This window comes from Piscinibacter sp. PDB5-1, assembly GCF_056676035.1.
Genome location: NZ_JBWVZL010000002.1, coordinates 975,530 through 1,000,804 on the forward strand (window position 1 = coordinate 975,530; position 25,275 = coordinate 1,000,804).

Below are 25,275 nucleotides of genomic sequence, written 5' to 3' on the forward strand. Positions count from 1 at the left end.
CTTTGCGCCCTTGGCGCCTTGGCGGTGAAAAGACCGCGCCCCACCGCCCCAGTCCGTTCGCGCTCAGCCCGAACGGAATGAAGCGATGGGGCCCTCCGGCCCGTCGAGATCAGTCGGCTTGCTTGCGCAGGAACGCCGGAATCTCGATCTCGTCCATGCCGTTGCTCGCCAGCGCATCCACCTTCGCCGCCGCCGTGCGGCCGTTGCGCCACACGCTCGGCACCGACAGGCTGCTGTAGTCGTGGGCGGTCGGGGCGTGCACCGGCTGGGTCAGGATAGGGATGTTGTCCGTGCCCGTGCGCTGGGCCACCGCGTGCGTGTGGTTGCTGTGCACGACGCTGATCGGCGCGGCCTGGCGCTGCTTCTGCGAGCTGAGGCCCGTGGCGATCACCGTGACGCGCAGCTGGTCGCCCAGCGATTCGTCGTAGGCGGTGCCGTAGATCACATGCGCATCGTCGGCCGCGTAACGGCGGATGGTGTTCATCGCGTTGCGGCTCTCGCTCAGCTTGAAGCTGCTCTTGCCCGCAGCGATCAGCACCAGCACGCCGCGCGCGCCCGACAGGTCGATGCCTTCGAGCAGCGGGCAAGCCACCGCACCTTCGGCCGCCTTGGTGGCGCGGTCCGGGCCGCCGGCGATCGCCGTGCCCATCATGGCCTTGCCGGGCTCGCTCATCACCGTCTTCACGTCTTCGAAGTCCACGTTCACCAGGCCCGGGATGTGGATGATGTCGCTGATGCCACCGACGGCGTTCTTCAGCACGTCGTTGGCGTGCGCGAAGGCCTGCTCTTGCGTCACGTCGTCGCCCAGCACGTCGAGCAGCTTGTCGTTCAGGATGACGATCAGCGAATCGACGTTGGCTTCGAGTTCGGCCAGGCCCGCGTCGGCCGCCTTCAAGCGGCGGTTGCCTTCGAAGTCGAAGGGCTTGGTGACCACGCCCACGGTCAGGATGCCCATCTCTTTCGCCACGCGGGCGATCACCGGGGCCGCGCCCGTGCCGGTGCCGCCGCCCATGCCGGCGGTGATGAAGAGCATGTTCGAGCCCTTGATCGATTCGCGGATGCGATCGACGGCTTCTTCAGCGGCGGCACGGCCGGCTTCGGGCTTGGCACCCGCGCCCAGGCCGGTGGTGCCGAGCTGGATCAGGTGGTGCGCCGTCGAGCGGTTGAGCGCTTGCGCGTCGGTGTTCGCGCAAACGAACTCCACGCCTTGAACGCCTTGCGCAATCATGTGATCGACCGCGTTGCCGCCGCCGCCACCGACACCGATCACCTTGATCTGCGTGCCCAGGTCGAATTCTTCGATCATTTCAATTGCCATGCTGTTTCTCCAATCCTTGCAGTTGCCGTTTGATGTTTGAAAGTTCCCTCTGATCTTTTGCCGTGGTGGCCCACGGTCTTGGGGGGAGCTTGTGCGCCAGGTGGTCCGCAGGCACCGCAGGCGGGCTTGCCAATCACGTCTTGTGCGTAAGGGGTCATGGGTCCGTCCTGTGGTGATCAGAAGTTGCCGAGGAACCAGTCCTTCAGGCGACCGAATAGGGTTTTGACCGAGCCGGCCTGCTGCGCCGCCTTCAGGCCGCGCGCACGGCCGAGGCGGGCTTCTTCGAGCAGGCCCATCACGGTCGCCGAACGCGGGCTCGCCACCATGTCGTGCAGCGGGCCGTGGTACGTGGGCAGGCCCTTGCGCACCGGCTTCAGGAAGATGTCTTCGGCCAGCTCGACCATGCCCGGCATCACCGCCGCGCCGCCGGTCAGCACGATGCCGCTCGAGAGCAGCTCTTCGTAGCCGCTCTCGCGGATCACCTGGTGCACGAGCGAGAAGATCTCTTCGACGCGCGGCTCGATCACGCCGGCCAAGGCTTGGCGCGACAACATGCGCGGCGCGCGGTCGCCCAGGCCCGGCACTTCGAGCTGGTCGCTCGGGTCGGCCAGCAACTGCTTGGCCACGCCGTACTCGACCTTGATCTCTTCGGCGTCTTTCGTCGGCGTGCGCAGCGCCATTGCGATGTCGCTGGTGATGAGGTCGCCGGCGATGGGGATCACGGCCGTGTGGCGGATCGCCCCGTCGGTGAAGATGGCCACGTCGGTGGTGCCGGCGCCGATGTCCACGATGGCGACGCCCAGGTCCTTCTCGTCTTCGGTCAGCACCGCGTGGCTCGACGCGCTCGGGTTCAGCACCAGCTGATCGACTTCGAGCCCGCAGCGGCGCACGCACTTCACGATGTTCTCGGCCGCGCTCTGCGCGCCGGTCACGATGTGCACCTTCACCTCGAGCCGGCCACCGCTCATGCCGATGGGCTCTTTGACCTCGTGCCCGTCGATCACGAACTCTTGCGGCTCGACCAGCAGCAGCCGCTGGTCGTTGGGGATGTTGATCGCCTTGGCGGTCTCGACCACGCGGGCCACGTCCACCGGCGTGACCTCTTTGTCGCGCACGATGACCATGCCGGTGCTGTTTTGTCCGCGGATGTGGCTGCCGGTGATGCCGGTGTAGACGCGCGTGATCTTGCAGTCGGCCATCATCTCGGCCTCTTTCAGCGCCTGCTGGATGCTCTGCACCGTGGCGTCGATGTTGACCACCACGCCGCGCTTCAAACCATGCGCCGACGCGATGCCGAGCCCGGCCACGCGCAGTTCGCCATTCGGCAAGACCTCGGCCACCACCGCCATCACCTTGGCGGTGCCGATGTCCAGGCCGACGACCAGATCCTTGTATTCCTTGGGCATCTCGTTCCCTCAACTCCTGGCTGCGTTGGCGGGGGTGAGCGTGGTCGTCACCCCCTTCAGCCGCAGCGCATAACCTTCGTTGTGGCGCAGGTCGGCGTAGACCAGCGGACGCTGGTAACGCGCGATGACCTGCGTCACCGTGTGCACGAACCGCTCGGTGCGGGCGATCAATTCATCTTCGGTGCCGCGGCCCAGCTCGACCTCGGCGCCGCCTTCGCATTCGACGCGCCACGAGCCGCGGCCGCTCTGCACCAGCGTCTCGACACGCAGGTCGAGCCGCTCGAACAGCGGCGCCAGGCGGCGGTGGGCCGACAGCATCTGCGCCGAGGCGCCCTCGGGGCCCTTGAAGGTCGGCAGGGCCTCGTCTTCCACGTCGCCGAGGTTGGCGTCGAACACTTCGCCGAAGCTGTTGACCAGGCGCTCGCTCTTGTCTTCACCGACCCACAGCGCGGCGGCGCGGTGCTCTTCGAGCTGCACCACCAGCCGGTTAGGCCACACGCGCTTGACGACCGCCTGCCGCACCCAGGGCACCGACTGGAAGGCCTGCTGCCCACGCGCGAGGTTCATCGTGAAGAAGTTGCCCGCCAGCTGCGGCAGTGCGTTGGCGCGGATGGTGGACACGCTGTTGTGCGACACCTCGCCCTCGACCTTGACCCGCTGGATGCTGAACACCGGCTGGCGCACCGCCCACATCACCAGCACGCACAGCAGCAGCACGCCGCCCGCGACGAACAGCGCGCTGGCCGTCACGTGCAGCCAGCGCACGTCGGCCGGCAGCGCATCGGGCTGCGGGCTCATGGCGTTGGTGGCGAAGCTGGGTTGGCGGGGCATGTAGGTTCAGGCGTGCGTGGCGTCAGGCGTGGGCCGAGGTGTCGAGGCTGGCGCTCGCCAGCAGCAGCAGGCACAGCTGTTCGTAGCTGACGCCCGCCGCCTTGGCCGACATGGGCACCAGCGAATGCGAGGTCATGCCGGGCGAGGTGTTGATCTCCAGCAGGAAGGGCTTGCGGTCGCTCTTGCGGATCATCAGGTCGGCCCGGCCCCAGCCACGGCAACCCAGCGTGCGGTAGGCCGCGACGACGATGCGCTGGATCTCGCGCTCTTCGGCTTCGGGCAGGCCGCTCGGGCAGTGGTACTGCACGACGTCGGTGAAGTACTTGTTCTGGTAGTCGTAGGCGCCATCGGGAGCGGCGATGCGGATCACCGGCAGCGCCTTCGCGTCGGCGCCGTTGCCCAGCACCGGGCAGGTCACTTCTTCGCCGTCGATGAAGGCTTCGCACAGCAGGTCGGGGTCGTACTTCGTGGCTTCGGCCACGGCTTGGGCCATCTCGCCTTCGGTCTTGACCTTGGTGACGCCGATCGACGAACCCTCGCGCGGTGGCTTCACGATCAGCGGCAGGCCGACCTGCCCCGGCACGGCGGCCACGGCTTCGGGGGTCTGCTGGTCGGGCGCGAGCCACACGTACTGCGGCGTCGGCAGGCCCTCGGCCAGCCACACGCGCTTGGTCATCACCTTGTCCATCGCGATGGCCGAGGCCATCACGCCCGAACCGGTGTACGGGATGCCCAGCAATTCGAGCGCACCCTGCACCGTGCCGTCTTCGCCATGGCGACCGTGCAGCGCGATGAAGCAGCGGTCGTAGCCCTGCTGCTTGAGCGCGCCAAGGTCTTGCGTGGACGGGTCGAACGCATGCGCATCGACACCCTGCGACTGCAGAGCCTTCAACACGCCCTCGCCCGACATCAGCGAGACCTCGCGTTCGGCGCTGGTGCCGCCCATCAGGACGGCCACCTTGCCCAGGGATTTCGGATCGATGTTCGTCATGGGGTGCCACTCGTGAGAGGTTCAACGCAAAGCCGCAAAGAACGCAAAGGTCGCCAAGAAGGGCTCGGGCATTTCCTTTGCGTGCTTTGCGTTCTTGGCGCCTTGGCGGTGAAAAGACCAGCGCATGCCACCGAGGTCGGGTTCGCGTTCATGCGCCCCCCTTCAACAACTCGACCACCTGCGCCGGCACAGCGCCGATCGAGCCCGCGCCCATCGAGATCACCACGTCGCCATCGCGGGCGTGCTCGGCGATGGCCGTCGGCATCTGCGCGATGTCGTCCACGAAGATCGGATCGACCTTGCCCGCCACGCGCAGCGCGCGTGCCAGCGAGCGGCCGTCGGCGGCGACGATGGGCGCTTCGCCGGCGGCGTACACCTCGCCCAGCAGCACCGAGTCGGCCGAGCCCATGACCTTCACAAAGTCTTCGAAGCAGTCGCGCGTGCGGGTGTAGCGGTGCGGCTGGAAGGCGATCACCAGGCGCCGCCCCGGGAAGGCCCCGCGCGCGGCCGAGATCACCGCGGCCATCTCGACCGGGTGGTGGCCGTAGTCGTCGATCAGCGTGAAGCGGCCGCCTTGCGGGCAGGCCAACTCGCCATAGCGCTGGAAGCGCCGGCCCACGCCGTGGAACTCGGCCAGCGCCTTCTGGATCGGCGCGTCGGGCAGTTCGAGTTCGGTCGCCACGGCGATCGTCGCCAGCGCGTTCAGCACGTTGTGGCGGCCCGGCAGGTTCAGCGTGATGTCGAGGTCGGGCATGGTGACGCCGTTGCGGCGCTGCGCGGTGAAGCGCATCTGCCCGCCTTCAAGCGCCTGCACGTTGACGGCGCGCACCTGCGCGTCTTCGTCGAAGCCGTAGGTGATGACCGGGCGCGAAACCATCGGGATGATCGAGCGCACGCCGGGGTCGTCGCCGCACAGGATGGCCGCGCCGTAGAACGGCATGCGGTGCAAAAACTCCACGAACGCACCCTTCAGCTTTGTGAGGTCGTGGCCGTAGGTGTCCATGTGGTCGGCGTCGATGTTGGTCACGACCGACAGCACCGGCATCAGGTTCAGGAACGACGCGTCCGACTCGTCGGCCTCGACCACGATGTAGTCGCCCGAGCCGAGCCGCGAGTTGGCGCCGGCCGCGTTGAGCTTGCCGCCGATCACGAAGGTCGGGTCCACGCCGGCTTCGGCCAGCACGCTGGTGACCAGCGAGGTCGTCGTCGTCTTGCCGTGCGTGCCGGCGATGGCGATGCCCTGCTTCAGGCGCATCAGCTCGGCCAGCATCACCGCGCGCGGCACCACCGGCACCCGCTTGGCGCGCGCGGCGATGACCTCGGGGTTGTCGCTCTTCACGGCGGTGGAGGTGACGACCGCTTCCGCACCCGCGATGTGCTGCGCGTCGTGGCCCGTGAAGACTTGGATGCCGAGCGACGCCAAGCGACGCGACGTGACGCTGTCCGCTTGGTCAGAGCCCGAAACGGCGTAGCCCAGGTTGTGCAGGATCTCGGCGATGCCGCTCATGCCGGCACCACCGATGCCGACGAAGTGAATGTGCTTGACTGCGTGCTTCATGCCGCCAGCCTTTCGATTTCATCGGCCACACGTGCAGCGGCGTGCGGCCGGGCCAGGGCTCGCGCCTTCACGGCCATGTTCAACAGCTTCTCGCGCGTCAGGCCCGACAGCAGGTCGGCCAGTTGACGCGGTGAAAGTTCGGTTTGCGGCAGGTGGAGGCCGGCGCCGTGCCCGGCGATCCACTTCGCGTTGTCGCGCTGGTGGCTGGTGGTGCTGACGACCAGCGGCACCAGCACGGCCGCCACACCGGCCGCGCACAACTCGCTGACCGTCACCGCACCGGCCCGGCAGACGATCAGGTCGCAGTCGGCCAGGCGCTGGGCCATGTTGTCGATGAAAGGCAGCACCTCGGCCTCGATGGCGGCATCGCCGTACGCCGCCGTCACCGCGCCGTGCTGGGCCTGGCCGGTCTGGTGCGTGACCTGCGGGCGCAGGTCCGGGTCCATCAGCATCAGCGCCTGCGGCACCGTGTCGTTCAAGACCTTCGCGCCCAGGCTGCCGCCCACCACCAGCAGCTTCAGCGGGCCGCTGCGGCCGGCGAAGCGTTGCTCGGGCGCCGGCAGCGCTTCGATCTCGGCGCGCACCGGGTTGCCGGTCACCACCGCCTGCTTGATCTTGTGCGTGGCCGGGCCGTCGAAGCCGAAGCCCACGCGGTCGGCCACCGGCAGCAGCGCCTTGTTGCTCATCAGCAGCGCCGCGTCGGCGTTCACCAGCATCAGCGGCTTGTTCAGCAGCGAGGCCATCAAGCCGCCCGGGAAGCACACGTAGCCGCCCATACCCAGCACGGCCGAGGCTTTCTGCTTGCGGATGATTTGCAGGCACGACCCGAAAGCCGCGAGCAGGCGCAGGCCGCCGGTCAGCGTGTGCAGCAGGCCCTTGCCCCGCAAGCCGCTGAACGTGATGTTGTTCATCGGGATGCCCGATGGCGGCACGAGCTTGTTCTCCATGCCGTGCGTGGTGCCCAGCCAGCTGACGGACCAGCCGCGCGACTGCATCTCTTTGGCCACGGCGAGGCCCGGGATCACGTGCCCCCCGGTGCCAGCGGCCATGATGATGAGGTGCTTGGAGGTCATGACAGCCCCTCGCCCGACGAGTACGTCAGTCGATCCCCCGAGGGGATTTTCGGCTGCGCCGAAACAGCTCGGGGCTGCGTTGCACGCATCCCGACCTCGCCGCCATGCGTCAAGGCCCTCATGCGCGGCCTCCGCGCATGAGTTGTCTGTTTTGGTTGCGCCGAAACAGCTCGGGGCTGCGTTGCACGCATCCCGACCTCGCCGCCATGCGTCAAGGCCCTCATGCGCGGCCTCCGCGCATGAGTTGTCTGTTTTCAATGTCGATCCGCAGCACGATCGCCAGCGCGACGAGGTTCATCAGTACCGCCGAGCCGCCGAAACTCATCAGCGGCAAGGTGAGCCCCTTGGTCGGCAGCACGCCCAGGTTCACGCCCATGTTGATGAAGGCCTGGCCGCCCATCCAGATGCCCACGCCTTGCGCGAACAGCCCGGCGAACACCCGGTCGAGGGCCACCGCCTGGCGGCCGATGTGGAAGATGCGGCGCGACAGCCAGAAGAACGCAAAGATCACGCAGGCCACGCCGATGAAACCCAGCTCTTCGCCGATCACCGCGAGCAAGAAGTCGGTGTGCGCCTCGGGCAGGTAGTGCAGCTTCTCGACGCTGCCGCCCAGGCCCTGGCCGAAGATCTCGCCGCGGCCGAAGGCGATCAGCGAGTGCGACAGCTGGTAGGCCTTGCCCAGCGCGTACTTCTCGTCCCAGGGGTTCAGGTACGCAAAGATGCGCTCGCGGCGCCACTCGCTGAAGCTGATCATCATCACGAAGGCCGCGACCAGCACCGCTGTGATCAGGAAGAACATGCGGCCGTTCACGCCACCGAGGAAGAGGATGCCCATCGCGATCGCCGCGATCACGAGGAAGGCGCCCATGTCGGGCTCGGCCAGCAGCAGCACGCCCACCACCGCGACCGAGATCGCCATCGGGAAGACGGCGCGGAAGAAGTTCTCTTTCACCTCCATCTTGCGCACCATGTAGTTGGCCGCGTACATGGCGATGGCCAGCTTGGCCAGCTCGGACGGCTGGAAGTTCGTGAAGCCCAGCGGGATCCACCGGCGCGCGCCGTTCACGCCCTTGCCGATGCCCGGGATCAGCACCGCCACCAGCAGCAGCAGCGCCAGCACGAAGATCCACGGGGCGTGGCGCTCCCACACGTTGATGGGCACCTGCACCACGATGAGCGCGAAGGTCAGGCCGACACCCATCGACAGCGCATGCCGCGTCAAAAAGTGCGTGGACGCGTAGCGTGCGAACTTCGGGTTGTCGGGCAGCGCGACCGAGGCCGAATACACCATCACCAGGCCGAAGGCGAGCAGGGCCACGACCAGCCACACGAGTTGCTGGTCGAAGCCTTGCAGCTTGACGGGCTGGCCCGAGCTGCCGTCCCAGTTGCGGATGGGCACCGAGGCCGCACCGTCGCGCTTGAGCAAGGCACGCAGGCGGTCCTTCAGACCCTGGGTCATCTCGGTCCAGCCGCGCAGGGCGAGGTTCATGCGCCGATGCCCCCCGTTTCAGCCGCCAGCGCCTGCACCTCGGCCACGAAGACCTCGGCGCGGTGCGCGTAGTTGCGGAACATGTCGAGGCTGGCGCACGCCGGGCTCAGCAGCACGGCATCGCCCGACTGCGCCTGCGCGAAGGCCCAGCGCGTGGCGGCCTCCAGGCTGTCGTGGCGCTGCATCGGCACACCGGTGCCACGCAGCACGTCTTCGAGCGCCGGCGCATCGCGGCCGATGGTGGCCACCGCCCGCACGTGGCGCTGCACCGGGCCGAAGAGCGGCGCGAAGTCTTGCCCCTTGCCGTCGCCGCCGAGGATGACCACCAGCTGCGACGGTGCCTTGTCTTCACCCAGGCCCTTCAGCGCGGCGACGGTCGCGCCGACGTTGGTGCCCTTGCTGTCGTCGTAGGCTTCGACGCCGTTGACCGTGGTGACGTACTCGACGCGGTGCGGCTCGCCCGCGTACTCGCGCAGGCCGTGCAGCATGGGTGCGAGCGGGCAGCCGATGGCCGTCGCCAGGGCCAGGGCGGCGAGTGCGTTCGAGGCGTTGTGGCGACCGCGGATGCGCATCGCGTCGGCCGGCATCAGGCGCTGGATGATCAGCTCGTCTTCTTCGGCCGCCGCGCCGCGCTTGTTGCTGCGCTTGATGGTTTCGTCGAGTTCCATCGCACGCACCAGCCACGCGATGCCGTTCTCGTGGACCAGGCCGAAGTCGCCCGGGCGCATCGGTGCTTCGAGCCCGAAGCGCACGACGTGGCGGTGCACCGGCTTGGCGAAGCGGCCCTTGCCGGCGGCCTTGCCCGAGATCGGCGCCGGGATCATCTGCTCGACCAGTTCGTCGTCGCGGTTGATGACCATCACGGCGTGGTTGCCGAAGATGCGTGCCTTGGCGGCGGCATAAGCCTGCATCGAGCCGTGCCAGTCGAGGTGGTCTTGCGTGACGTTGAGCACCGTGGCCGCGCTGGGCTCGAAGCCCTGCACGTTGTCGAGCTGGAAGCTGGACAACTCCAACACCCAGACCTCGGGCAGGTGCGCGAAGACGGGGCCCGGCGGGGGCGGCGGGATCAGGTGCGGCGGCGGGCCACCGCCGCCGATGTCGGCGTCGGCGTCGGCGTCCTTGGCGTCGTCGGGGGCGGCGGTCGGTGCGGGCGCTTCGTCAGGCTCAGCACTGGCAGCGGCGGGCGCGTCTTCGGGCCCTTCGACCGGCTCAGAGTGAACGGCGCTTGAATTCGGGGCAGACGCGTCGAACCCGGTGCTCACCGAGGCGACATCACCCGCCCCCCGTTCGGGCTGGGCCTGCCGAAGCCCCTCGTCGCTCAACTCGGTTTCCGTTGGGACTGGGGCATCGACGTTCCCCCCGGCCTCGGTCACTTCGGCCAGGGTCTCCGCCGCCAACGCGTCCGCCAGCGTCTTCAACAAGGTCGGCCCGATGTTGCCGGCCACCGCGACACGCTTGCCGGTGCGTTCGATCAGTTGACCCGTCATCGACGTGGTCGTGGTCTTGCCGTTGGTGCCGGTGATGGCCACCACCTTGGGCGCATAGCCGTGCGCCGCCTTCAGGTCGGCCAAGGCGCGCGCGAACAGGTCCAGCTCGCCCTGCACCGGCACACCGGTCGCCACCGCCGCCTGCAGCAGCGGCGCGATGCGCTCGTCGTTCGGCGCGAGGCCGGGGCTCTTCAGAATCAGTTGCACGCCGTTCAAGGCCTCGGCCGGCAGCACGCCGCTCAAGCGCACTGCCGTGGGCACCTCGGCCGCGAGCGCGGCGTCTTGCGGCGCCTGCGCGCGCGAGTCCCAGACCTGCACGCGCGCCCCATGGTCGGCGCACCAACGCGCCATCGTCAGGCCCGAATCACCGAGCCCGAGCACCAGCACCGAGAGGTCCTTGAGATGCTTCATTACCGGAGCTTGAGACTCGCCAGCCCGATCAGGCACAGCAGCATGGTGATGATCCAGAAGCGCACGACGACCTGCGTCTCGCGCCAGCCTGACTTCTCGAAGTGGTGGTGCAGCGGCGCCATCTTGAAGATGCGCCGGCCTTCGCCCGTGGTCTTCTTCGTGTACTTGAACCAGGTGACCTGCAGCATCACCGACAGCGCCTCGACGACGAAGATGCCGCCCATGATCCCGAGCACGATCTCTTGGCGCGTGATGACGGCGATGGTGCCGAGCGCCCCGCCGAGCGCGAGCGCGCCCACGTCGCCCATGAAGACCTGCGCCGGGTGCGTGTTGAACCACAGGAAGGCGAGGCCCGCGCCGGCCATGGCCGCGCAGAAGATCAGCAGCTCGCCCGCGCCGGGGATGTACGGAAAGATCAGGTACTTCGAGTACACCGACGAGCCCACCACGTAGGCGAACACGCCCAGCGCCGAGGCCACCATCACCACCGGCATGATGGCCAGGCCATCGAGCCCGTCGGTCAGGTTGACCGCGTTGCTCGCCCCGACGATCACGAAGTAGGTGAGGATGATGAAACCGAAGACGCCCAGCGGGTAGCTGACCGTCTTGAAGAAGGGCACCATCAGGTCGGCGTTGGGCGGCAGGTCGTTCGAGAAGCCGCTCTGCACCCAGCGCAGAAAGAGTTCGAGCACGCGCACGTTCGAGCTTTCCGAGATGGCGAAGGCGAGGTACAGCGCCGCGATCAGGCCGATCATCGACTGCCAGAAGTACTTCTCGCGCGAGCGCATGCCTTCGGGGTCTTTCTTGACGACCTTGCGCCAGTCGTCCACCCAGCCGATGGCGCCGAAGCCCATGGTCACGATCATCACGATCCAGACGAAGCGGTTGCTCCAGTCGAACCACAGCAGCGTCGAGACGCCGATGCCGATCAGGATGAGCACGCCGCCCATCGTGGGCGTGCCGCTCTTGGCGATGTGCGCCTGCACGCCGTACTCGCGGATGGGCTGGCCGATCTTCAGCGCCGCCAGCCGGCGGATCACCCAGGGCCCGAAGGCCAGGCCGATCAGCAGCGAGGTCAGTGCCGCCAGCACCGCACGGAAGGTGAGGTACTGGAAGACGCGCAGAAAGCCCAGTTGGTCGGGGTAGGTCCCCTGCAACCATTGAGCGAGATGAAGCAGCATGGTCGGGTCTCTCTCAGTTCTTGGCGCCGCCGGCCTGCAGGGCGGCGACGACTTGTTCGGTCTTCATGAAGCGCGAGCCCTTGACGAGCACCGAGGCGGCGTGGGGCGCTTCGCCCATCACGGCCAGCACGTCGGCCACCGTGTCGAAGTGGCGCGCACCCGCGAAAGCTTCGGCCGCGTGGCGACACAGCGTGCCGGCGGTCCACAGCGTGTCGATGCCGCGCTGCTGCGCGTAGGCACCGACCTCGCGGTGGAAGGCCGGGCCCTGGTCGCCGACCTCGCCCATGTCGCCCAGCACCAGCCAGCGCGGGCCGGGCAAGGCGGCGAGCACGTCGATGGCCGCGCGCACCGAGTCGGGGTTGGCGTTGTAGCTGTCGTCCACCAGCGTGATGGCGCGGCCGTGCAGCGTGGCGGCCTTGATCTGCGAACGGCCCTTGACCGGCTCGAAGGCTTCGAGGCCGCGCGCGATGGCGTCGAGCGGGCAACCGGCCGCGAGCGCGCAGGCGGTGACGGCCAGCGCGTTCTTCACGTTGTGCAGGCCGGCCACATGCAGGCGCACGGTCTGGAAGCCGGCCGGCGTGTGCAGCATCACCGACCAGTGGGGCCGCTCTTTCGAATCCGCATCGGCGACCCACTCGGCATCGGCCGTCACGTCGGCCGGGCCTTGCAGCGCGAACGTCAGCTGCGGTCGCGTGCCCGCGAGTTCGTGCCAGACCGGCGCGTACGCGTCGTCGGCCGGGTACACGGCGGTGCCGTTCGGCGCAAGGGCAGAAATGACCGTGCCGTTCTCTCGCGCCACGGCCTCGACGCTGGCCATGAATTCCTGGTGCTCGCGCTGGGCGTTGTTGACCAGGGCCACGGCGGGCGCGGTCATTGCGGCCAGCGCGGCGATCTCGCCCGGGTGGTTCATGCCCAGCTCGACCACGCCGGCGCGGTGCTGCACGTCGCCGTTCTGGCGCAGGCGCAGCAGCGTGAGCGGCACGCCGATGTCGTTGTTGAAGTTGCCTTCGGTCCAGAAGGCGCCGGCACCGTGCCAGGCACGCACCACGCTGGCGAGCATCTGTGTGACGGTGGTCTTGCCGTTGCTGCCGGTCACGGCGATCAGCGGCAGCTGCAGCTGTGCGCGCCACGCGGCGGCGAGCTGGCCGAGGGCCTGCTTGCTGTCTTGCACGATCAGGCCCGGCAGGCCGGCTTCGGCGAGGCCGCGTTCGGCCAGCGCAGCGACCGCGCCGGACTGTTTGGCCTGCACGAGGAAGTCGTTCGCGTCGAAGCGCTCGCCGCGCAGCGCAACGAAGAAGTCGCCGGCCTGCAGCGTGCGGGTGTCGCTGTGCACGCGCAGCAGCGGGGTCGCGCCGTCGCCCACCAGCGTCGAGCCGGGCAGCAGTGCGTGCGCGTCGGCCAAGGTCATCATGGGCTGGCTCATGCGGCCCTCCCGTTGAGTGCGGCCTGGGCTTCTTCGATGTCCGAGAAAGGCAGCTTCTGGCCGGCGATGTCTTGGTAGTCCTCGTGGCCCTTGCCGGCGATCAGCAGCACGTCGTTCGCCGAGGCGCCCCGCACGGCCTGTGCGATGGCAGCACGACGGTCTTCGATCAGTTCGGCGCTTGTCGTCATGCCGGCGGCGATCTGCTTCAGGATGTCGCCCGGCACTTCGAGGCGCGGGTTGTCGCTGGTGACGACCACGCGGTCGGCGAGCCGTTCGGCAATGCCTCCCATCAGCGGGCGCTTGCTCGCGTCGCGGTTGCCGCCGCAGCCGAACACCACCCAGAGCTGGCCGCCGCGTTCTTGCGCGAAGGGGCGCAGCGCCTGCAAGGCCTTGTCGAGCGCGTCGGGCGTGTGCGCGTAGTCCACCACCACGGCGGGGCCCCGGGCCGCGTCGCCCACACGCTGCATGCGACCGGGCACCGACGTCAGGTCGGCGCTGACACGCGCCGCATCGGCCAGCGACACCCCCAGCGCACGCAGCCCGCCGATCACCGCCAGCAGGTTCGCGGCGTTGTAGTCGCCGATCAGCTGCGTTTGCACCGGCACGGTCGAAGACCCTTCGTGCAGCGTGAACGCGAGCCCGCCGTGGCGGTAGCCCAAGTCTTCGGCGCGCAGGCGCGCGGGGGCGTTGAGGCTGTAGGTCCAGAGGTCGAGCGCGGTGTGCTTCAGCTCGTCGGCCAGGGCGGCCCCTTGCGGGTCGTCGAGGTTCACCGAGGCGGCGCGCAGGCCGCGCCAGGCGAAGAGCTTGCGCTTGGCTTGCCAGTAGGCGGCCATGTCGCCGTGGTAGTCGAGGTGGTCGCGCGTGAAGTTGGTGAAGAGCGCAACTTCGATGCGCACGGCCGCGAGGCGTTGTTCGTCGATGCCGATGGACGAGGCCTCGATCGCGCAGGCGTCGAAGCCCGCGTCGAGAAAGTCGCGGAAGGCGCCGTGCAGCGTCACCGGGTCGGGCGTCGTCAGGCCCGTGTAGCGCACCTGCGCGTTGGGCGACACGGCCGAGGGCGGCTCGCCCACGCCCAGCGTGCCGACCACACCGCAGCGCCGGCCGAGCAGGCTCAGCGCCTGGGCCGTCCACCACGCGGTCGAGGTCTTGCCGTTGGTGCCGGTGGTGGCCACGACGTGCAGGGCCTCGCTCGGGCGGCCGTAGAAGGCGTCGGCCAGTTCGCCGGTCGCGGCCTTCAGACCTGCGAGCGACGACACATGGGCGGTGTCGAAGCTGAAGTGCTCGGCGCCATCGGCCTCGACCAGGCAGGCGCGTGCGCCGGCTTGCAGCGCGCCCGGCACGAACTGGCGGCCGTCGTTGCCGTAGCCCGGCCACGCGACGAAGGCATCGCCGGGGCGCACGCGGCGGCTGTCGGTGACGAGGCCGGTCGCGCCCTGCGAGCGCAGCCAGGCGATGGCCGCGCCGACGGAGGCGTGCTGTGTCAGCGCGGCCATCAGAAGCTTTCCTCCACGGCGGGCAGTTCGTTCGACACGATCTGCGGCTTGACTTCGAGGTCGGGCGGCACGCTCATCGAACGCAGGGTCTGCGACACGACTTCGCTGAACACGGGCGCGGCCACGTCGCCGCCGAAGTACTTGCCGTTGTTGGGCTCATCGACCATCACGGCCACCACGATGCGCGGGTTGCTTGCGGGCGCCAGGCCCACGAACCACGAGCGGTACTTCTTGTCGGCGTAGCCCTTGCCTTCTTGCTTGTGCGCGGTGCCGGTCTTGCCACCCACCGAGTAGCCGATGACCTGCGCCTTGGGCGCGGTGCCGCCGGGGCCGGCGGCCAGCGCCAGCATCTTGCGCACGGCCTCGGCCGTCTTGGGCGAGATGACGCGCACGCCGCTGGCGCGCTGGCCTTCGGCGAGGTCCTGGTTCTTCAAGATCGACGCGGGCATCAGTTCGCCGTCGTGCGCAAACACGGTGTAAGCGCGTGCCAGCTGAAAGAGGCTGGCCGACAGGCCGTAGCCGTAGCTCATGGTCGCCTGCTCGATGGGCCGCCAGCTCTTGTAGGGCCGCAGCCGCCCGGTCACCGCGCCCGGAAACTGAATCTGCGGCCGCTGCCCCAGCCCGATCTGCGTGAACATCTCGTGCATCTCGCGGGCGGGCATCTGCATCGCCATCTTCACGGTGCCGACGTTGCTCGATTTCTGGATCACCTCGGCCACCGTCAGGTCGCCGTGCGGGTGCGCGTCGCTGATGGTCGAGCCGGTGATCGTCATGCGGCCCGGCGCGGTCGAGATCACGGTCGTGGGGCGCACGCGCCCGCTTTCCATCGCCAAGGCGGCGATGAAGGGCTTCATCGTCGAGCCGGGCTCGAAGGTGTCGGTCAGCGCGCGGTTGCGCAGTTGCGCGCCGCTCAGGTTGCGGCGGTCGGCCGGCGTGAAGCTCGGGTAGTTGGCCAGCGCGAGGATCTCGCCGTTCAGCGCATCGAGCACCACCACGCTGCCGGCCTTGGCCTTGTGCTGCGCCACCGCGTCGCGGATGCGCTGGTAGGCGAAGAACTGCACGCGCGAGTCGATCGACAGCTGGATGTCCTTGCCATCGACCGGCGCCACGCTGTCGCCGATGTCTTCGACCACGCGGCCCAGTCGGTCTTTCACCACGCGGCGCGAGCCCTTGCGGCCCTGCAGCTCGTTCTGGAAGGCGAGTTCGACGCCTTCCTGCCCGCGCTCTTCGACGTTGGTGAAGCCGACCACGTGCGCCGCTGCCTCGCCCTGCGGGTACTGGCGGCGAAATTCGCGCACCTGGTACAGGCCCTTGATGCCCAGGTCGAGCGAGGCCTTCACCGCGTCTTCGTCCATCTGCCGGCGCAGCCACACGAAGTTGGGGCTGTCGTCGAGGCGGTTGTTCAGCTCTTTGGGCGTCATGCCGACGAGCTTGGCCAACTGCTGGCGCTGCTTCTTGTCGGCCTCGAAGTCTTTGGGGATGACCCACAGCGAAGGCGCCGGCACGCTCGACGCGAGCAACTGCCCGTTGCGATCGACGATGCGGCCGCGGCTGGCGCTGAGTTCGAGCGTGCGCGCGTAGCGGATCTCGCCTTGCCGCAGGAAGAAGTCGTTGCCGACGATCTGCACATAGACCGCGCGGCCGACCAGCACGCAAAAGCCCAGGCCGATCAGCCCGACCAGGAACTTGCTGCGCCACGGCGGCGTCTTCGAGGCCAGCAGCGGGCTGGTCGAATACATCACCGAACGCACGCTGGTGGCGCCGGCCTTGGGCGACGAGGGCTTGCGCAGCATCAGCGGGCCTCCGCCTGAGAAGCCGCCGGCGCGGGCGGCGTCACGTACTGCGTGACCGCCGGCGTGGCGGTGCGCATCGCGAGCTTGTCGCGCGCCACGCGCTCGACGCGCAGCGGGTTGGCCTGCGACTGCTTCTCGGCCTTCAGGCGCTCGTGCTCGATCTCCAGCTGCCGCGACTCGCTTTGCGCGCGGTCGAGCGCCGTGAACAGGCGGCGCGAGTCGTACGACACGCGCACCAGGTACACGGCGCTGGCGATGAGGGCGATCAGCAGCACGAGATTGATCCTCGTCATGCAGAGACGTCCGTGCGTTCGGCCACCCGCATCACGGCCGAACGCGAACGGGGGTTGGCGGCAATTTCCGCCTCGGAAGGTTTGACGCGGCCGATCGACCGCAAGCGGCAGGGCTTGGGCTCGGCAAACGGCGCACGCCGGTCGAACACGCTCTTGCTTTCGCGGGCGATGAAGGTCTTGACGATGCGGTCTTCGAGCGAATGAAAACTGATCACCACGAGGCGACCGCCCGGGGCGATCAGGTCGAGCGCGGCGCTCAGTCCCTGTTCGAGTGCCTCAAGCTCGGCGTTGACGAAAATCCGAAGAGCTTGAAATGTGCGCGTTGCAGGGTTCTGGCCCGGTTCGCGGGTTTTGACCGCACCAGCCACGACTTCGGAAAGCTCGGCGGTGGTGCGAACAGGACGCCCGCTTTCGCGCCGAGCAACAAGCGCCTTTGCAACCGATACAGCAAACCGTTCTTCCCCATAGTCACGTATCACCTCCGCAATGTGGCGCTCATCGGCGCGGGCCAGAAAGTCCGCGGCGCTCTCGCCTCGGGTTGTGTCCATGCGCATGTCCAGCGGCCCGTCGAAACGGAAGCTGAATCCCCGCTCGGGGTTGTCGATCTGCGGGGACGAGACCCCGAGGTCGAGCAACACGCCATCGACACGGTCGATGCCCTGAGCCGCCAGCGCGCCCTGCATGCCGGCGAAGTTCGTGTGATAGATGGAAAAACGCGGGTCATCGACCCGCGTGGTGCCTGCACCCGCTGCGGCCACGGCGTCGGGGTCGCGGTCGAATGCGACCACCCTCCCGTTCGGCGCCAACTGGCTCAGCAGCAGGCGGGTGTGACCGCCGCGCCCGAAGGTGCCATCGACGTAGACGCCGTCGGCACTCGTGACGAGTTGCTCCACCGCCTCGCGCAGCAAGACGGTTTCATGGGCGAAAGCGTTGGTGGTGCTCACGCCGCCTTACCCCTGGAAGTCTTTCAAGGAATCGGGCATCTCGGACTCCAGCACCTTTGCCTCGTGTTCAGCGTAGGCGACCGGGTCCCAGAGTTCGAGGCGGCTGCCCATGCCCATCAGCAGCACGTCCTTGGTCAGACGGGCGGCGGCGCGCAGTTCGGGCGAAACCAGCACGCGCGACGAGGCGTCGATGTCCACGTCCATCGCGCTGCCCATGAAGATGCGCTTCCAGCCGTCGGCCGACATCGGCAGCGCGACCAGGCGCTCGCGGAAGGCCAGCCACACCGGGCGGGGAAAGACCAGCAGGCAGCCGGCCGGGTGCTTGGTCAGGGTGAGCTGCGGCCCGGCATCGGCCAGCAAAACGTCGCGCTGACGCGCAGGGACGGTAATCCGTCCCTTCGCGTCCAACGTCAGCGCCGACGTTCCCTGAAAGCCAAAATCTGCCACAAAAACCCACCAAAGTGCACTTTCCGGCACTTTAGCGGATGACCTGGGTGAAATCAACGCGCCACAAAAGAAAAAATCAATGAAATCAAGAACTTACACCTGTGTTTTCAAATGATGCAAACGCAAAAAGTGTGAAGAAATAAGGACTTGCAATCGCCACTGAAAGCTTTGGGTGAGAAGCTGGGGCCGCGGGACGACGCCCGGCACCCCGGGCTGTCCCCTCCTCAGAGGGGCCTCGCGCGGCGCTAAGCTCGTCGGCTTCATGGACTCGCTGCCCCACCGCATGCCCCACGCGCCCCTGGATCTGAAGCGCCTCGCGGCCTCGACCGCCCTCGTGCTCGAGACCAACAACCTGCGCGGCGGCGCCGGCGGCCTCGACGTCGCCACACGCAGCCTGGCCCGGCTGCTTGAACGGCTGCAGGCCCAGACGCTGGGGCTCACGGCACTCGGCCAACTGGTGGTGACGCACGACGGGCTCGACGCCACGGCGTGCGAGGCGCTGCAGGCGGCCGCCGGCCGACCGATCGACTTCGTCGCCATCGACGACCGCACCGGCTACTACGACGCCAAGAACGCCGGCTTCGCCGCCACCGACCCGGCCCGCATCACCCACGTGGCCTTCGCCGACGCCGACTGCCTGCCCGCAGCCGGTTGGCTGGCCGCGCTGCTGCAGCCCTTCACCGAGGCCGACGCGCCCGCCGCCGTGGCCGGCCGCACCAGCTACCCGGCCGGCGTGGTGGGCACCGCGCTCACGACGATCGACTTCATGTACTTCCCGAGCCCGCTGGCCGCCGGGGCGACGCGCAACTTCTACGCGAACAACATCGCCTTTCGCCGCGAGGTGTTCGCCCAGCACGCTTACCGGGCGCTGCCCGGCGTGTACCGCGCGCACTGCCAGGTGCTGGGCCTGCGCCTGCAGGCCGCCGGCGTGGCGGTGCGCTTCGCGCCCGACGCCCACACCGTGCACCGCCTGCCCGACCACTGGACCGAGGCCCTGCAACTGCGCTGGATGCGCGGGCAGGACACCCAGGGCCTGGTGCCCCACCTGGTGCGCGCCTACGCGCCGCGCTGGGCGCAGGGGCTGGCCCGCAGCGGGCCGGTCGCCCCGGTGCTGGTGCAGCTGGTTCGCTTCGGCAGCAGCCTGCGCGCGCTCAACCACCAGCACCTGCCGCGCGTGCGCGGCGGGCGGTGGCTGGCGGCGCTGGCGCTGATCACCGGCTTTTCACTGATCGACCTGCTGGGCGCGCTGGCCCGGGGACTGGGGCTTCGCACCGTCTCGGACCGCGCCGACGCGCAGGCCTTGTCGTACCACCGCGCGGCCTGAAGCCGCCGAGTTGCCGCCGTTCGTGTTCAACCCCTTGGAGTCTTGTTCTGCGATGACCCGACGCTTTGCCCTTCCCCTTGCCCTGGCGCTGCGCGCCGCCGCCCTGCTGCCGCTGCTCGCGGCCACGCACGCCGGTGCGGTCGAGTACACCGAGCGCGGCATCCACCGCTTTGCCAGCCAGAGCGGCTGCCCACTCGGCCACGGCACCGACGACGCCTCGGTGCAATGCAACCGCCTCGCGCTCGACGACGACTTCGTGCGCGCCGACCTCTTCTCAGCGCAACGCACGGTGCTGTTCTCGAACAAGCCCGGCGCCGACCCCAAGAAGCGCCTCGCCGCGGACCTGGTGGTGCACGGCACCGCCCGCGCCGAAAACGGGCAGACCGTGCCCGTGGCCCTGCACGTCAAGCTCGAATCGGCCCAGGGCAAGTGGAACGCCAGCGCCCACGCGCACGCGCCGGTCGAAGGCAAGCTCAGCGACGTGAAGGTGGACCTGTACCACGTCAGCGCCCGCGAGGGCGACACCACCCGGCTGCTGTTCACGCCCGAGCAGGGCCTCAAGGCGCTGGCCGACCCGGCGCTCACAGCGCGCCTCGCGCAAGACCTCGTGCAGGTGCGCGACAACCTCGCCGGCAAGCCCCGCACCGCGGGCAAGCGCGCGGCCGACGTCACCGTGGCGCTGGGGGTCGGCCAGGTGGCCAAGCCGGTCGTGCGCGCCAGGCTCACGGTCGAGGGAAACACCACGGCCGAGGGCATGGTGGACACGCTGATGCGCGGCAACTGGGTGGCCGAGATCGAAGCGCTGAGCGGCCAGTTGCCGCTGGAGGTGATCCGACGCGACCTCTTCCTCTTCGGCCTCGACCGCGAACCGATGCTGCGCCCGCTGCGCGAGCAGGGCTTCGCCAAGGGCAGCAAGCTCGTGCTCGGCGTGAAAGACCAGCGCGGCTTCCTGCGCCTGAACGGCAAAGAGGTCGAGCTCGACTCCGCCGCCCGCTCGGGCCAGGCCTTCCTGCAAGACAGCTTCTTGGGCCTGGTGCTGGCCTGGCAGGTCACCCGGCCTTGAGCACCGGCACCCTGCACGCCGCCGCGCCCGCGTGCGTCTCGCCCGAGGCGCCGGCCTTGCGCGGCTGGGCACGCGCCCAGGCGCGCGCGGTTGATGCGCTCAAGCGCGCCGCGCTCGCGCAGCTGCACGCCACGCCGGCCGGCGAACGCCTGCTGCTGCGCATGTACCTCGCCGGCGAAGAGGCCACCGAACTCACGCTGCGCGACGAGCAGTTGCACGGCGCGCCCGCGTGGCTGCAACGCCAGGTCGCGCAACACCTCGCCGAAGAAGAAACCCACAGCCAGCGCTTCTCGCAGGCGCTGGTGGCGCGTGGCGGCGTGCCGCGGCGCGGCCAGCGGCCCGACGCCATCAGCCGCCGCAAGATCCGCCAATGGCGCACGCTGGCCGAGCACCACGCACCGCACTTCGCGCACGGTGCGTTGGTGCCCGCCTTCGCCATCGGCCTGTGCGCCGAGCAGATGGCGCAACGCGTGCTCGTGCGCCACCGCGCGGTGCTCGACGCGCGCCACCCCGGCCACCCGATGCGCCTGCTGATCGACGGCGTGCTGGCCGACGAAGCCCGGCACGTGCGCCTGTGCGCCCACACCTTGCAGCGCCTGGTCGCCCCGCACGAACAAGCCCGGCTCGACGCGCTGCTGGCCGAGGCCCGCGCCATCGACCGCGCCTTCGGCATCAGCACCGCGCTCGCGATGCTCGGCGCCGGGCTTGGCCTGCGGCTGCTGAACCGGACCTGATGCCCGCGCCACGCATCGTCTACCTCGCCACGGCCGACGCGCGCGGCCACCTGATGCGCGCGCAGCTGCTCACGCACGCGCTGCGCGCACGCGGCGCGCAGGTCGATGTGCTCACCACCTCGGACGCCGGCGCCACGTTTCTCGCCGGCTTCGGCATCGACGCGCCGGTGCTCTCGCGCCTGTACGCGGTGCAATTCGATGGCCACCAGAACATGCAGCGCGGCCGCACCGACCGCACCATCGCCGCCTACACCCTGCTGCCCCAGCACATGGGGCGCGACCTGTGGCGGCTGCACCGCCTGTCGCGCGGGGCCGACCTGCTGGTCAACGACTCCTTCCACCCCGCGCTGCTGAGCCTCGGGGCGCTGGGCCTGGGCCGGCGCGTCGTGCACGTCTACGGCGGCAGCCTGCGGCGCGCGCTGCAAGACAACTTCGCCGGGCGCTGGCCGGCACCCCTCGCGCGCGGCTTCAGCGGGGTCGTCGGTGCGCTGATCGACCGCGCGCACGGCCGCATCGAACACGACTTCGCGCACACCGCGGCGCAGACGCCCCGCCCGCGCACCCACGTGCTGCCGACCCCGGTGGCGCCCGCGCCGGCCACGCCCCCCGAAGGCGCTGCGCCCGAGGGCGCGGCCGTGTACCTGAACCCGCACTTCACCGACCCGGCCTTCGCCGCGTCCATCGAACAGGGCCTGCAGCAGGCCGGCCTGCGCTGGCATGGCGTGGCAGAAGGGCTGCCGGGCCGCACGGGCTGGCACGCGTTCGACGCGCACTGGGTCGCCAAGGCCGCGCACGCGCGCGTCATCGTTTCGGCCCCGGGCATGGCGGCGCTGTCGGCCGCGCAGGTCTATCGCAAACCCATCGCGCTGCTGGTGACCGACCAACCCGAGCAGCAGGCCAACGTCGCGCGGGCGCAGGCGCTGGGCGTGCGCCACCGCGTGGTGCGCTGCGCGGCGGGCGGTGACGTGGCCGCCCCGCTGGCCCAGGCCCTGCGCGAACTGCTGTCGGCGCCCGACACACCCACCGACGCCGGGGCCGACGCCGCCGCCCGGCTGCGCCTGTGGACCGAGGCGCTGTGGACCTTGGCCACGCAGCCCTGAATTCAAGGAGACCTCCCGATGTTCATCTCACGTTTGCGTTTCACGACCCACCCGACCTCGGCGCCGCGCTGACCATGGCCACCACCGTTGCCGGCCCCGACGGGCGACCACGTTGCGGCTGGTGCGCGGCCGCGCCCGAGTTCTTCGCGTACCACGACGCCGAGTGGGGCTTCCCGGTGGCCGACGACCGGCGGCTGTTCGAGAAGCTGTGCCTCGAAGGCTTTCAGTCGGGGCTGAGCTGGCGAACCATCCTGGCCAAGCGCGAGAACTTCCGCGCGGCCTTCGACGGCTTCGACTTCGACCGGGTCGCGTCGTACACACCGCACGATGTCGAACGCCTGCTCGGCGACGCCGGCATCGTGCGCCACCGCGGCAAGATCGAAGCGGTGATCCACAACGCGCAATGCGCCCGCGACACGGTGCGCCGCGAAGGCTCGCTGGCGGCCTACTTCTGGCGCTTCGAGCCGGCAGCGGCCGACTGCGCGGCACCGCAGACGGCCTCGACTTCGGCCGCGTCGGTGGCGCTGTCGAAAGACCTCAAGAAGCGCGGCTGGAAGTTCGTCGGCCCGACGACGGTCTACGCCTTCATGCAGGCCATGGGCCTCATCAACGACCACGCCGAGGGCTGCGTCACGCGCGAGGCGGCGGCGGCGGCACGTGCGGGCTTTCGCCGGCCTTGATGCGCTGGCGTTGCGGCTAACCTCGGGCCTTCGTTTAGCCACCCGTCCACGCCCGCATGCCCACCGCCCCCTTGCTGCTGCTGCACGCCACCGCCGGTGCCGGCCACTCCCGCGCCGCGCAGGCCGTGTCGGCCGCGCTCAAACAATCGCAAGACCCCGGCCATGCGGTGGTGGACATCCTCGACTGCACCACCGCCTTCTTTCGCAAGATGTACGCGCAGGCCTACATCGACCTGGTGCAGCGCGCGCCCGAGGTCTGGGGCCACCTCTACGAACGCTACGACGTGGTCAAGCCGCGCAGCAGCAAGTCGATGCGCGCGCGGCTGGCCTTCGACAAGGTCAACAGCCGAGCCTTCACGCGCCTGCTCGAAGAGACCCAGCCGGGCGCCATCCTGTGCACGCACTTCCTGCCGCTCGAACTGCTGTCCGACATGAAGCGCAAGGGCCGGCTCGACGTGCCGGTGCACGCCGTCGTCACCGACGTGAGCCCGCATGCGTTCTGGGTCTACCCGCACATCGACCACTACCACGTGGCGTCGGACGCTGGCGCGCGCGAGCTGCAGCGCAAGGGCATCGACGCCGCGCGCATCACGAGCAGCGGCATCCCGATCGACCCGGTGTTCGCGCACACGCGCCCGGCGGCCGAGGCCCGCGCCGCGCTCGGCCTGCCCGAGCGGCCGACGGTGCTGTTGCTGTCGGGCGGCTTCGGCGTCGGGCCGCTGGTGGCGATGCTCGATTCGTTCGCGGGTGAAGACTGCGGGCTGAGCGTCGTCGTCGTCGCGGGCCGCAACGCCGAGCTCGAAGCCGCGTGCCGCGCGCGCGCCGCGACGCTGCCGATCCCGGTGCAGGTGAACGGCTTCGTCAGCAACATGCACGAATGGATGGACGCCGCCGACCTGGTCGTCACCAAACCCGGCGGGCTGACCACCAACGAGATCCTCGCCAAGGGCAAACCGATGGCGCTGGTCGCGCCCATCCCGGGCCAAGAGCAGCGCAACTGCGAGTACCTGCTCGAAGAAGGCGCCGCCGTGCGCCTGCACGACGTGCCCGACGCCGCCTGGCACCTGCGCCGCTGGCTCGGCAACGCCGAACAGATGAACGCGATGCGCAACGCCGCCCGCCGCATCGCCAAACCCCAGGCCGCCGCCGACATCGCCCGGCGCCTGGTCGCCACCCTGCAGAAAGACACCGCATGAAGCTCGCAACGATCGCCCTCTGCTTTGCATTCAGCGCCACCCTCAGCGCGCCCGGCGCAGCCGCCGGCCCGCTGCACAACATCGTGGACGACGCCTGGGCCGGCCCGCACGGCCACCGCTTCTCGGGCCGGCTGACCGACGTGCGCCCCGTGGCCAGCGCCGACAGCGGCCGGCTCGACACGCTGTACCGCAACACGCGACTGCTGTTCACGAGCGGCGAAGAAGGCCGCGTCGAGTGGTCGGTCGGCGGCCTGCGCTGGCGCTCGCGCGCCGACGACCACGGCTACTGGGAGCTGTGGTCGAGCGCCGCGCTGCCCGGCGACACGCTCGCGCCCGGCTGGCACGACATCAAGACCACCCCCGCCGCCAGCGGCCCGGCCAGCCTCTTGGTGCACGACCCGCGCAACGGCTTCGGCATCGTCTCGGACATCGACGACACCGTGCTCGTGAGCGAGGTCACCAGCAAGCGCCGCCTGCTCGCCAACAGCCTTCTGCGCCCGCCCGAGTCGCGCGAAGCCGTCGCCGGCATGGCCGCGCTGTACCGCTCGCTGCTCGCGCGCAACCCGAACCCTGAGGCGACACCGGTGTTCTACCTGTCGGCCTCGCCCCGGCAGTTGAGCGACAGCATCCGCCGCTTCCTGCGCGGCAACCAGTTTCCGCGCGGCGTGCTGCAGTTGAAAGAAGTCAACATCGAAGGCGGCGACTCGCTGACCGACCAGCAGGGCTACAAGACGCAACGCATCGGCGCCATCTTCGAAGCCTTCCCGAACGTGCGCTTCGTGCTGTTCGGCGACGACGGCGAACGCGACCCCGAAAGCTTCGCCGCGCTGCAGGCCAAGTACCCGCAAAACGTCGAGGCCGTGTGGATTCGCCGCGTGCACCCCGACCCCAAGCGTGCGCGTTTCGCCAACCAGGGCGACACCGCAGAGCTGCTGAAGACCCCCGCGAAGTAGCCTGACCGAGCCCGCGAAGGGCCGAAAGACGAGGCACAGAAGGCAGCCGGACGACCGGCATGCCCCGCCTCGCCCCAGCACTCGGTA

The 25,275-nt window shown here is 69.4% G+C and carries 22 protein-coding genes; 7 read left to right on the forward strand and 15 right to left on the reverse strand.

Annotated features, from left to right (window positions below; genetic code table 11):
* Positions 1 to 109: 109 nt before the first annotated feature.
* The 15 genes from ftsZ to AC1KAT_RS11865 form a co-directional block, all read right to left on the reverse strand.
* Complete coding sequence (gene ftsZ / locus AC1KAT_RS11795; protein WP_480326040.1) at positions 110 to 1,318, reverse strand: cell division protein FtsZ; 1,209 nt, start codon at positions 1,316 to 1,318, stop codon at positions 110 to 112.
* A 176-nt stretch (positions 1,319 to 1,494) separates the two neighbouring features.
* The gene (gene ftsA, locus AC1KAT_RS11800) at positions 1,495 to 2,724 is read right to left on the reverse strand and encodes a cell division protein FtsA (RefSeq protein WP_480326043.1); all 1,230 of its coding nucleotides are present in this window, start codon (positions 2,722 to 2,724) and stop codon (positions 1,495 to 1,497) included.
* A 9-nt stretch (positions 2,725 to 2,733) separates the two neighbouring features.
* On the reverse strand, positions 2,734 to 3,555 hold the full coding sequence (locus tag AC1KAT_RS11805; RefSeq protein ID WP_480326045.1) for a cell division protein FtsQ/DivIB: 822 nt from the start codon (positions 3,553 to 3,555) through the stop codon (positions 2,734 to 2,736).
* A gap of 22 nt (positions 3,556 to 3,577) precedes the next feature.
* Positions 3,578 to 4,546 carry a D-alanine--D-alanine ligase gene (locus AC1KAT_RS11810; protein ID WP_480326047.1) on the reverse strand — a complete coding sequence of 323 codons (969 nt, stop codon included), beginning with the start codon at positions 4,544 to 4,546 and terminating at the stop codon, positions 3,578 to 3,580.
* A 148-nt stretch (positions 4,547 to 4,694) separates the two neighbouring features.
* On the reverse strand, positions 4,695 to 6,104 hold the full coding sequence (gene murC / locus AC1KAT_RS11815) for a UDP-N-acetylmuramate--L-alanine ligase (RefSeq protein WP_480326049.1): 1,410 nt from the start codon (positions 6,102 to 6,104) through the stop codon (positions 4,695 to 4,697).
* Entirely contained in the window at positions 6,101 to 7,177 is a 1,077-nt protein-coding gene (gene murG, locus AC1KAT_RS11820; RefSeq protein WP_480326050.1) for an undecaprenyldiphospho-muramoylpentapeptide beta-N-acetylglucosaminyltransferase, read from the reverse strand. Before murG ends, murC begins: the two co-directional genes overlap by 4 nt.
* Before the next feature lie 220 nt (positions 7,178 to 7,397).
* Positions 7,398 to 8,666, reverse strand: coding sequence for a putative lipid II flippase FtsW (ftsW, locus tag AC1KAT_RS11825; protein ID WP_480326052.1), 1,269 nt, complete (start codon positions 8,664 to 8,666; stop codon positions 7,398 to 7,400).
* A complete protein-coding gene (gene murD / locus AC1KAT_RS11830; RefSeq protein WP_480326054.1) occupies positions 8,663 to 10,564 on the reverse strand; it encodes a UDP-N-acetylmuramoyl-L-alanine--D-glutamate ligase in 1,902 nt (633 codons plus the stop codon). Before murD ends, ftsW begins: the two co-directional genes overlap by 4 nt.
* A complete protein-coding gene (gene mraY, locus AC1KAT_RS11835; RefSeq protein ID WP_480326057.1) occupies positions 10,564 to 11,745 on the reverse strand; it encodes a phospho-N-acetylmuramoyl-pentapeptide-transferase in 1,182 nt (393 codons plus the stop codon). Before mraY ends, murD begins: the two co-directional genes overlap by 1 nt.
* Positions 11,746 to 11,758: 13 nt before the next feature.
* On the reverse strand, positions 11,759 to 13,168 hold the full coding sequence (locus AC1KAT_RS11840) for a UDP-N-acetylmuramoyl-tripeptide--D-alanyl-D-alanine ligase (protein ID WP_480326059.1): 1,410 nt from the start codon (positions 13,166 to 13,168) through the stop codon (positions 11,759 to 11,761).
* Positions 13,165 to 14,661 (reverse strand): UDP-N-acetylmuramoyl-L-alanyl-D-glutamate--2,6-diaminopimelate ligase, encoded by a 1,497-nt coding sequence (locus tag AC1KAT_RS11845; RefSeq protein WP_480326061.1) that lies wholly within the window; start codon positions 14,659 to 14,661, stop codon positions 13,165 to 13,167. Before AC1KAT_RS11845 ends, AC1KAT_RS11840 begins: the two co-directional genes overlap by 4 nt.
* On the reverse strand, positions 14,661 to 16,454 hold the full coding sequence (locus tag AC1KAT_RS11850; protein ID WP_480326064.1) for a peptidoglycan D,D-transpeptidase FtsI family protein: 1,794 nt from the start codon (positions 16,452 to 16,454) through the stop codon (positions 14,661 to 14,663). The genes AC1KAT_RS11845 and AC1KAT_RS11850 overlap by 1 nt, the downstream gene beginning before the upstream one ends.
* A complete protein-coding gene (ftsL, locus tag AC1KAT_RS11855; protein ID WP_480326066.1) occupies positions 16,454 to 16,747 on the reverse strand; it encodes a cell division protein FtsL in 294 nt (97 codons plus the stop codon). Before ftsL ends, AC1KAT_RS11850 begins: the two co-directional genes overlap by 1 nt.
* A complete protein-coding gene (rsmH, locus tag AC1KAT_RS11860) occupies positions 16,744 to 17,691 on the reverse strand; it encodes a 16S rRNA (cytosine(1402)-N(4))-methyltransferase RsmH (protein WP_480326068.1) in 948 nt (315 codons plus the stop codon). The genes ftsL and rsmH overlap by 4 nt, the downstream gene beginning before the upstream one ends.
* A gap of 6 nt (positions 17,692 to 17,697) precedes the next feature.
* On the reverse strand, positions 17,698 to 18,138 hold the full coding sequence (locus tag AC1KAT_RS11865) for a division/cell wall cluster transcriptional repressor MraZ (RefSeq protein ID WP_480326070.1): 441 nt from the start codon (positions 18,136 to 18,138) through the stop codon (positions 17,698 to 17,700).
* A 283-nt stretch (positions 18,139 to 18,421) separates the two neighbouring features.
* Here AC1KAT_RS11865 and AC1KAT_RS11870 point away from each other — a divergent pair, with 283 nt between their 5' ends.
* The 7 genes from AC1KAT_RS11870 to AC1KAT_RS11900 all read left to right on the forward strand — a co-directional run bounded on the left by AC1KAT_RS11870 (position 18,422) and on the right by AC1KAT_RS11900 (position 25,188).
* The gene (locus tag AC1KAT_RS11870; protein ID WP_480326072.1) at positions 18,422 to 19,462 is read left to right on the forward strand and encodes a glycosyltransferase family 2 protein; all 1,041 of its coding nucleotides are present in this window, start codon (positions 18,422 to 18,424) and stop codon (positions 19,460 to 19,462) included.
* Positions 19,463 to 19,514: 52 nt separating this feature from the next.
* On the forward strand, positions 19,515 to 20,525 hold the full coding sequence (locus tag AC1KAT_RS11875) for a hypothetical protein (protein ID WP_480326074.1): 1,011 nt from the start codon (positions 19,515 to 19,517) through the stop codon (positions 20,523 to 20,525).
* The gene (locus AC1KAT_RS11880; protein WP_480326076.1) at positions 20,522 to 21,259 is read left to right on the forward strand and encodes a hypothetical protein; all 738 of its coding nucleotides are present in this window, start codon (positions 20,522 to 20,524) and stop codon (positions 21,257 to 21,259) included. Before AC1KAT_RS11875 ends, AC1KAT_RS11880 begins: the two co-directional genes overlap by 4 nt.
* Entirely contained in the window at positions 21,259 to 22,359 is a 1,101-nt protein-coding gene (locus tag AC1KAT_RS11885) for a glycosyltransferase family protein (RefSeq protein WP_480326078.1), read from the forward strand. Before AC1KAT_RS11880 ends, AC1KAT_RS11885 begins: the two co-directional genes overlap by 1 nt.
* A gap of 74 nt (positions 22,360 to 22,433) precedes the next feature.
* Positions 22,434 to 23,039, forward strand: coding sequence for a DNA-3-methyladenine glycosylase I (locus tag AC1KAT_RS11890; protein WP_480326080.1), 606 nt, complete (start codon positions 22,434 to 22,436; stop codon positions 23,037 to 23,039).
* Positions 23,040 to 23,095: 56 nt separating this feature from the next.
* Complete coding sequence (locus tag AC1KAT_RS11895) at positions 23,096 to 24,235, forward strand: MGDG synthase family glycosyltransferase (protein WP_480326082.1); 1,140 nt, start codon at positions 23,096 to 23,098, stop codon at positions 24,233 to 24,235.
* Positions 24,232 to 25,188 carry a phosphatase domain-containing protein gene (locus tag AC1KAT_RS11900; RefSeq protein WP_480326084.1) on the forward strand — a complete coding sequence of 319 codons (957 nt, stop codon included), beginning with the start codon at positions 24,232 to 24,234 and terminating at the stop codon, positions 25,186 to 25,188. Before AC1KAT_RS11895 ends, AC1KAT_RS11900 begins: the two co-directional genes overlap by 4 nt.
* Positions 25,189 to 25,275 lie beyond the last annotated feature (87 nt).

What these genes read in the sequence shown, in the direction of transcription:
- ftsZ (WP_480326040.1), bottom strand. Translation starts at nt 1,318, where the DNA reads ATGGCAATTGAAATGATCGAAGAATTCGACCTGGGCACGCAGATCAAG.
- ftsA (WP_480326043.1), bottom strand. Translation starts at nt 2,724, where the DNA reads ATGCCCAAGGAATACAAGGATCTGGTCGTCGGCCTGGACATCGGCACC.
- AC1KAT_RS11805 (WP_480326045.1), bottom strand. Translation starts at nt 3,555, where the DNA reads ATGCCCCGCCAACCCAGCTTCGCCACCAACGCCATGAGCCCGCAGCCC.
- AC1KAT_RS11810 (WP_480326047.1), bottom strand. Translation starts at nt 4,546, where the DNA reads ATGACGAACATCGATCCGAAATCCCTGGGCAAGGTGGCCGTCCTGATG.
- murC (WP_480326049.1), bottom strand. Translation starts at nt 6,104, where the DNA reads ATGAAGCACGCAGTCAAGCACATTCACTTCGTCGGCATCGGTGGTGCC.
- murG (WP_480326050.1), bottom strand. Translation starts at nt 7,177, where the DNA reads ATGACCTCCAAGCACCTCATCATCATGGCCGCTGGCACCGGGGGGCAC.
- ftsW (WP_480326052.1), bottom strand. Translation starts at nt 8,666, where the DNA reads ATGAACCTCGCCCTGCGCGGCTGGACCGAGATGACCCAGGGTCTGAAG.
- murD (WP_480326054.1), bottom strand. Translation starts at nt 10,564, where the DNA reads ATGAAGCATCTCAAGGACCTCTCGGTGCTGGTGCTCGGGCTCGGTGAT.
- mraY (WP_480326057.1), bottom strand. Translation starts at nt 11,745, where the DNA reads ATGCTGCTTCATCTCGCTCAATGGTTGCAGGGGACCTACCCCGACCAA.
- AC1KAT_RS11840 (WP_480326059.1), bottom strand. Translation starts at nt 13,168, where the DNA reads ATGAGCCAGCCCATGATGACCTTGGCCGACGCGCACGCACTGCTGCCC.
- AC1KAT_RS11845 (WP_480326061.1), bottom strand. Translation starts at nt 14,661, where the DNA reads ATGGCCGCGCTGACACAGCACGCCTCCGTCGGCGCGGCCATCGCCTGG.
- AC1KAT_RS11850 (WP_480326064.1), bottom strand. Translation starts at nt 16,454, where the DNA reads ATGCTGCGCAAGCCCTCGTCGCCCAAGGCCGGCGCCACCAGCGTGCGT.
- ftsL (WP_480326066.1), bottom strand. Translation starts at nt 16,747, where the DNA reads ATGACGAGGATCAATCTCGTGCTGCTGATCGCCCTCATCGCCAGCGCC.
- AC1KAT_RS11870 (WP_480326072.1), top strand. Translation starts at nt 18,422, where the DNA reads ATGCCCCACGCGCCCCTGGATCTGAAGCGCCTCGCGGCCTCGACCGCC.
- AC1KAT_RS11875 (WP_480326074.1), top strand. Translation starts at nt 19,515, where the DNA reads ATGACCCGACGCTTTGCCCTTCCCCTTGCCCTGGCGCTGCGCGCCGCC.
- AC1KAT_RS11885 (WP_480326078.1), top strand. Translation starts at nt 21,259, where the DNA reads ATGCCCGCGCCACGCATCGTCTACCTCGCCACGGCCGACGCGCGCGGC.
- AC1KAT_RS11890 (WP_480326080.1), top strand. Translation starts at nt 22,434, where the DNA reads ATGGCCACCACCGTTGCCGGCCCCGACGGGCGACCACGTTGCGGCTGG.
- AC1KAT_RS11895 (WP_480326082.1), top strand. Translation starts at nt 23,096, where the DNA reads ATGCCCACCGCCCCCTTGCTGCTGCTGCACGCCACCGCCGGTGCCGGC.
- AC1KAT_RS11900 (WP_480326084.1), top strand. Translation starts at nt 24,232, where the DNA reads ATGAAGCTCGCAACGATCGCCCTCTGCTTTGCATTCAGCGCCACCCTC.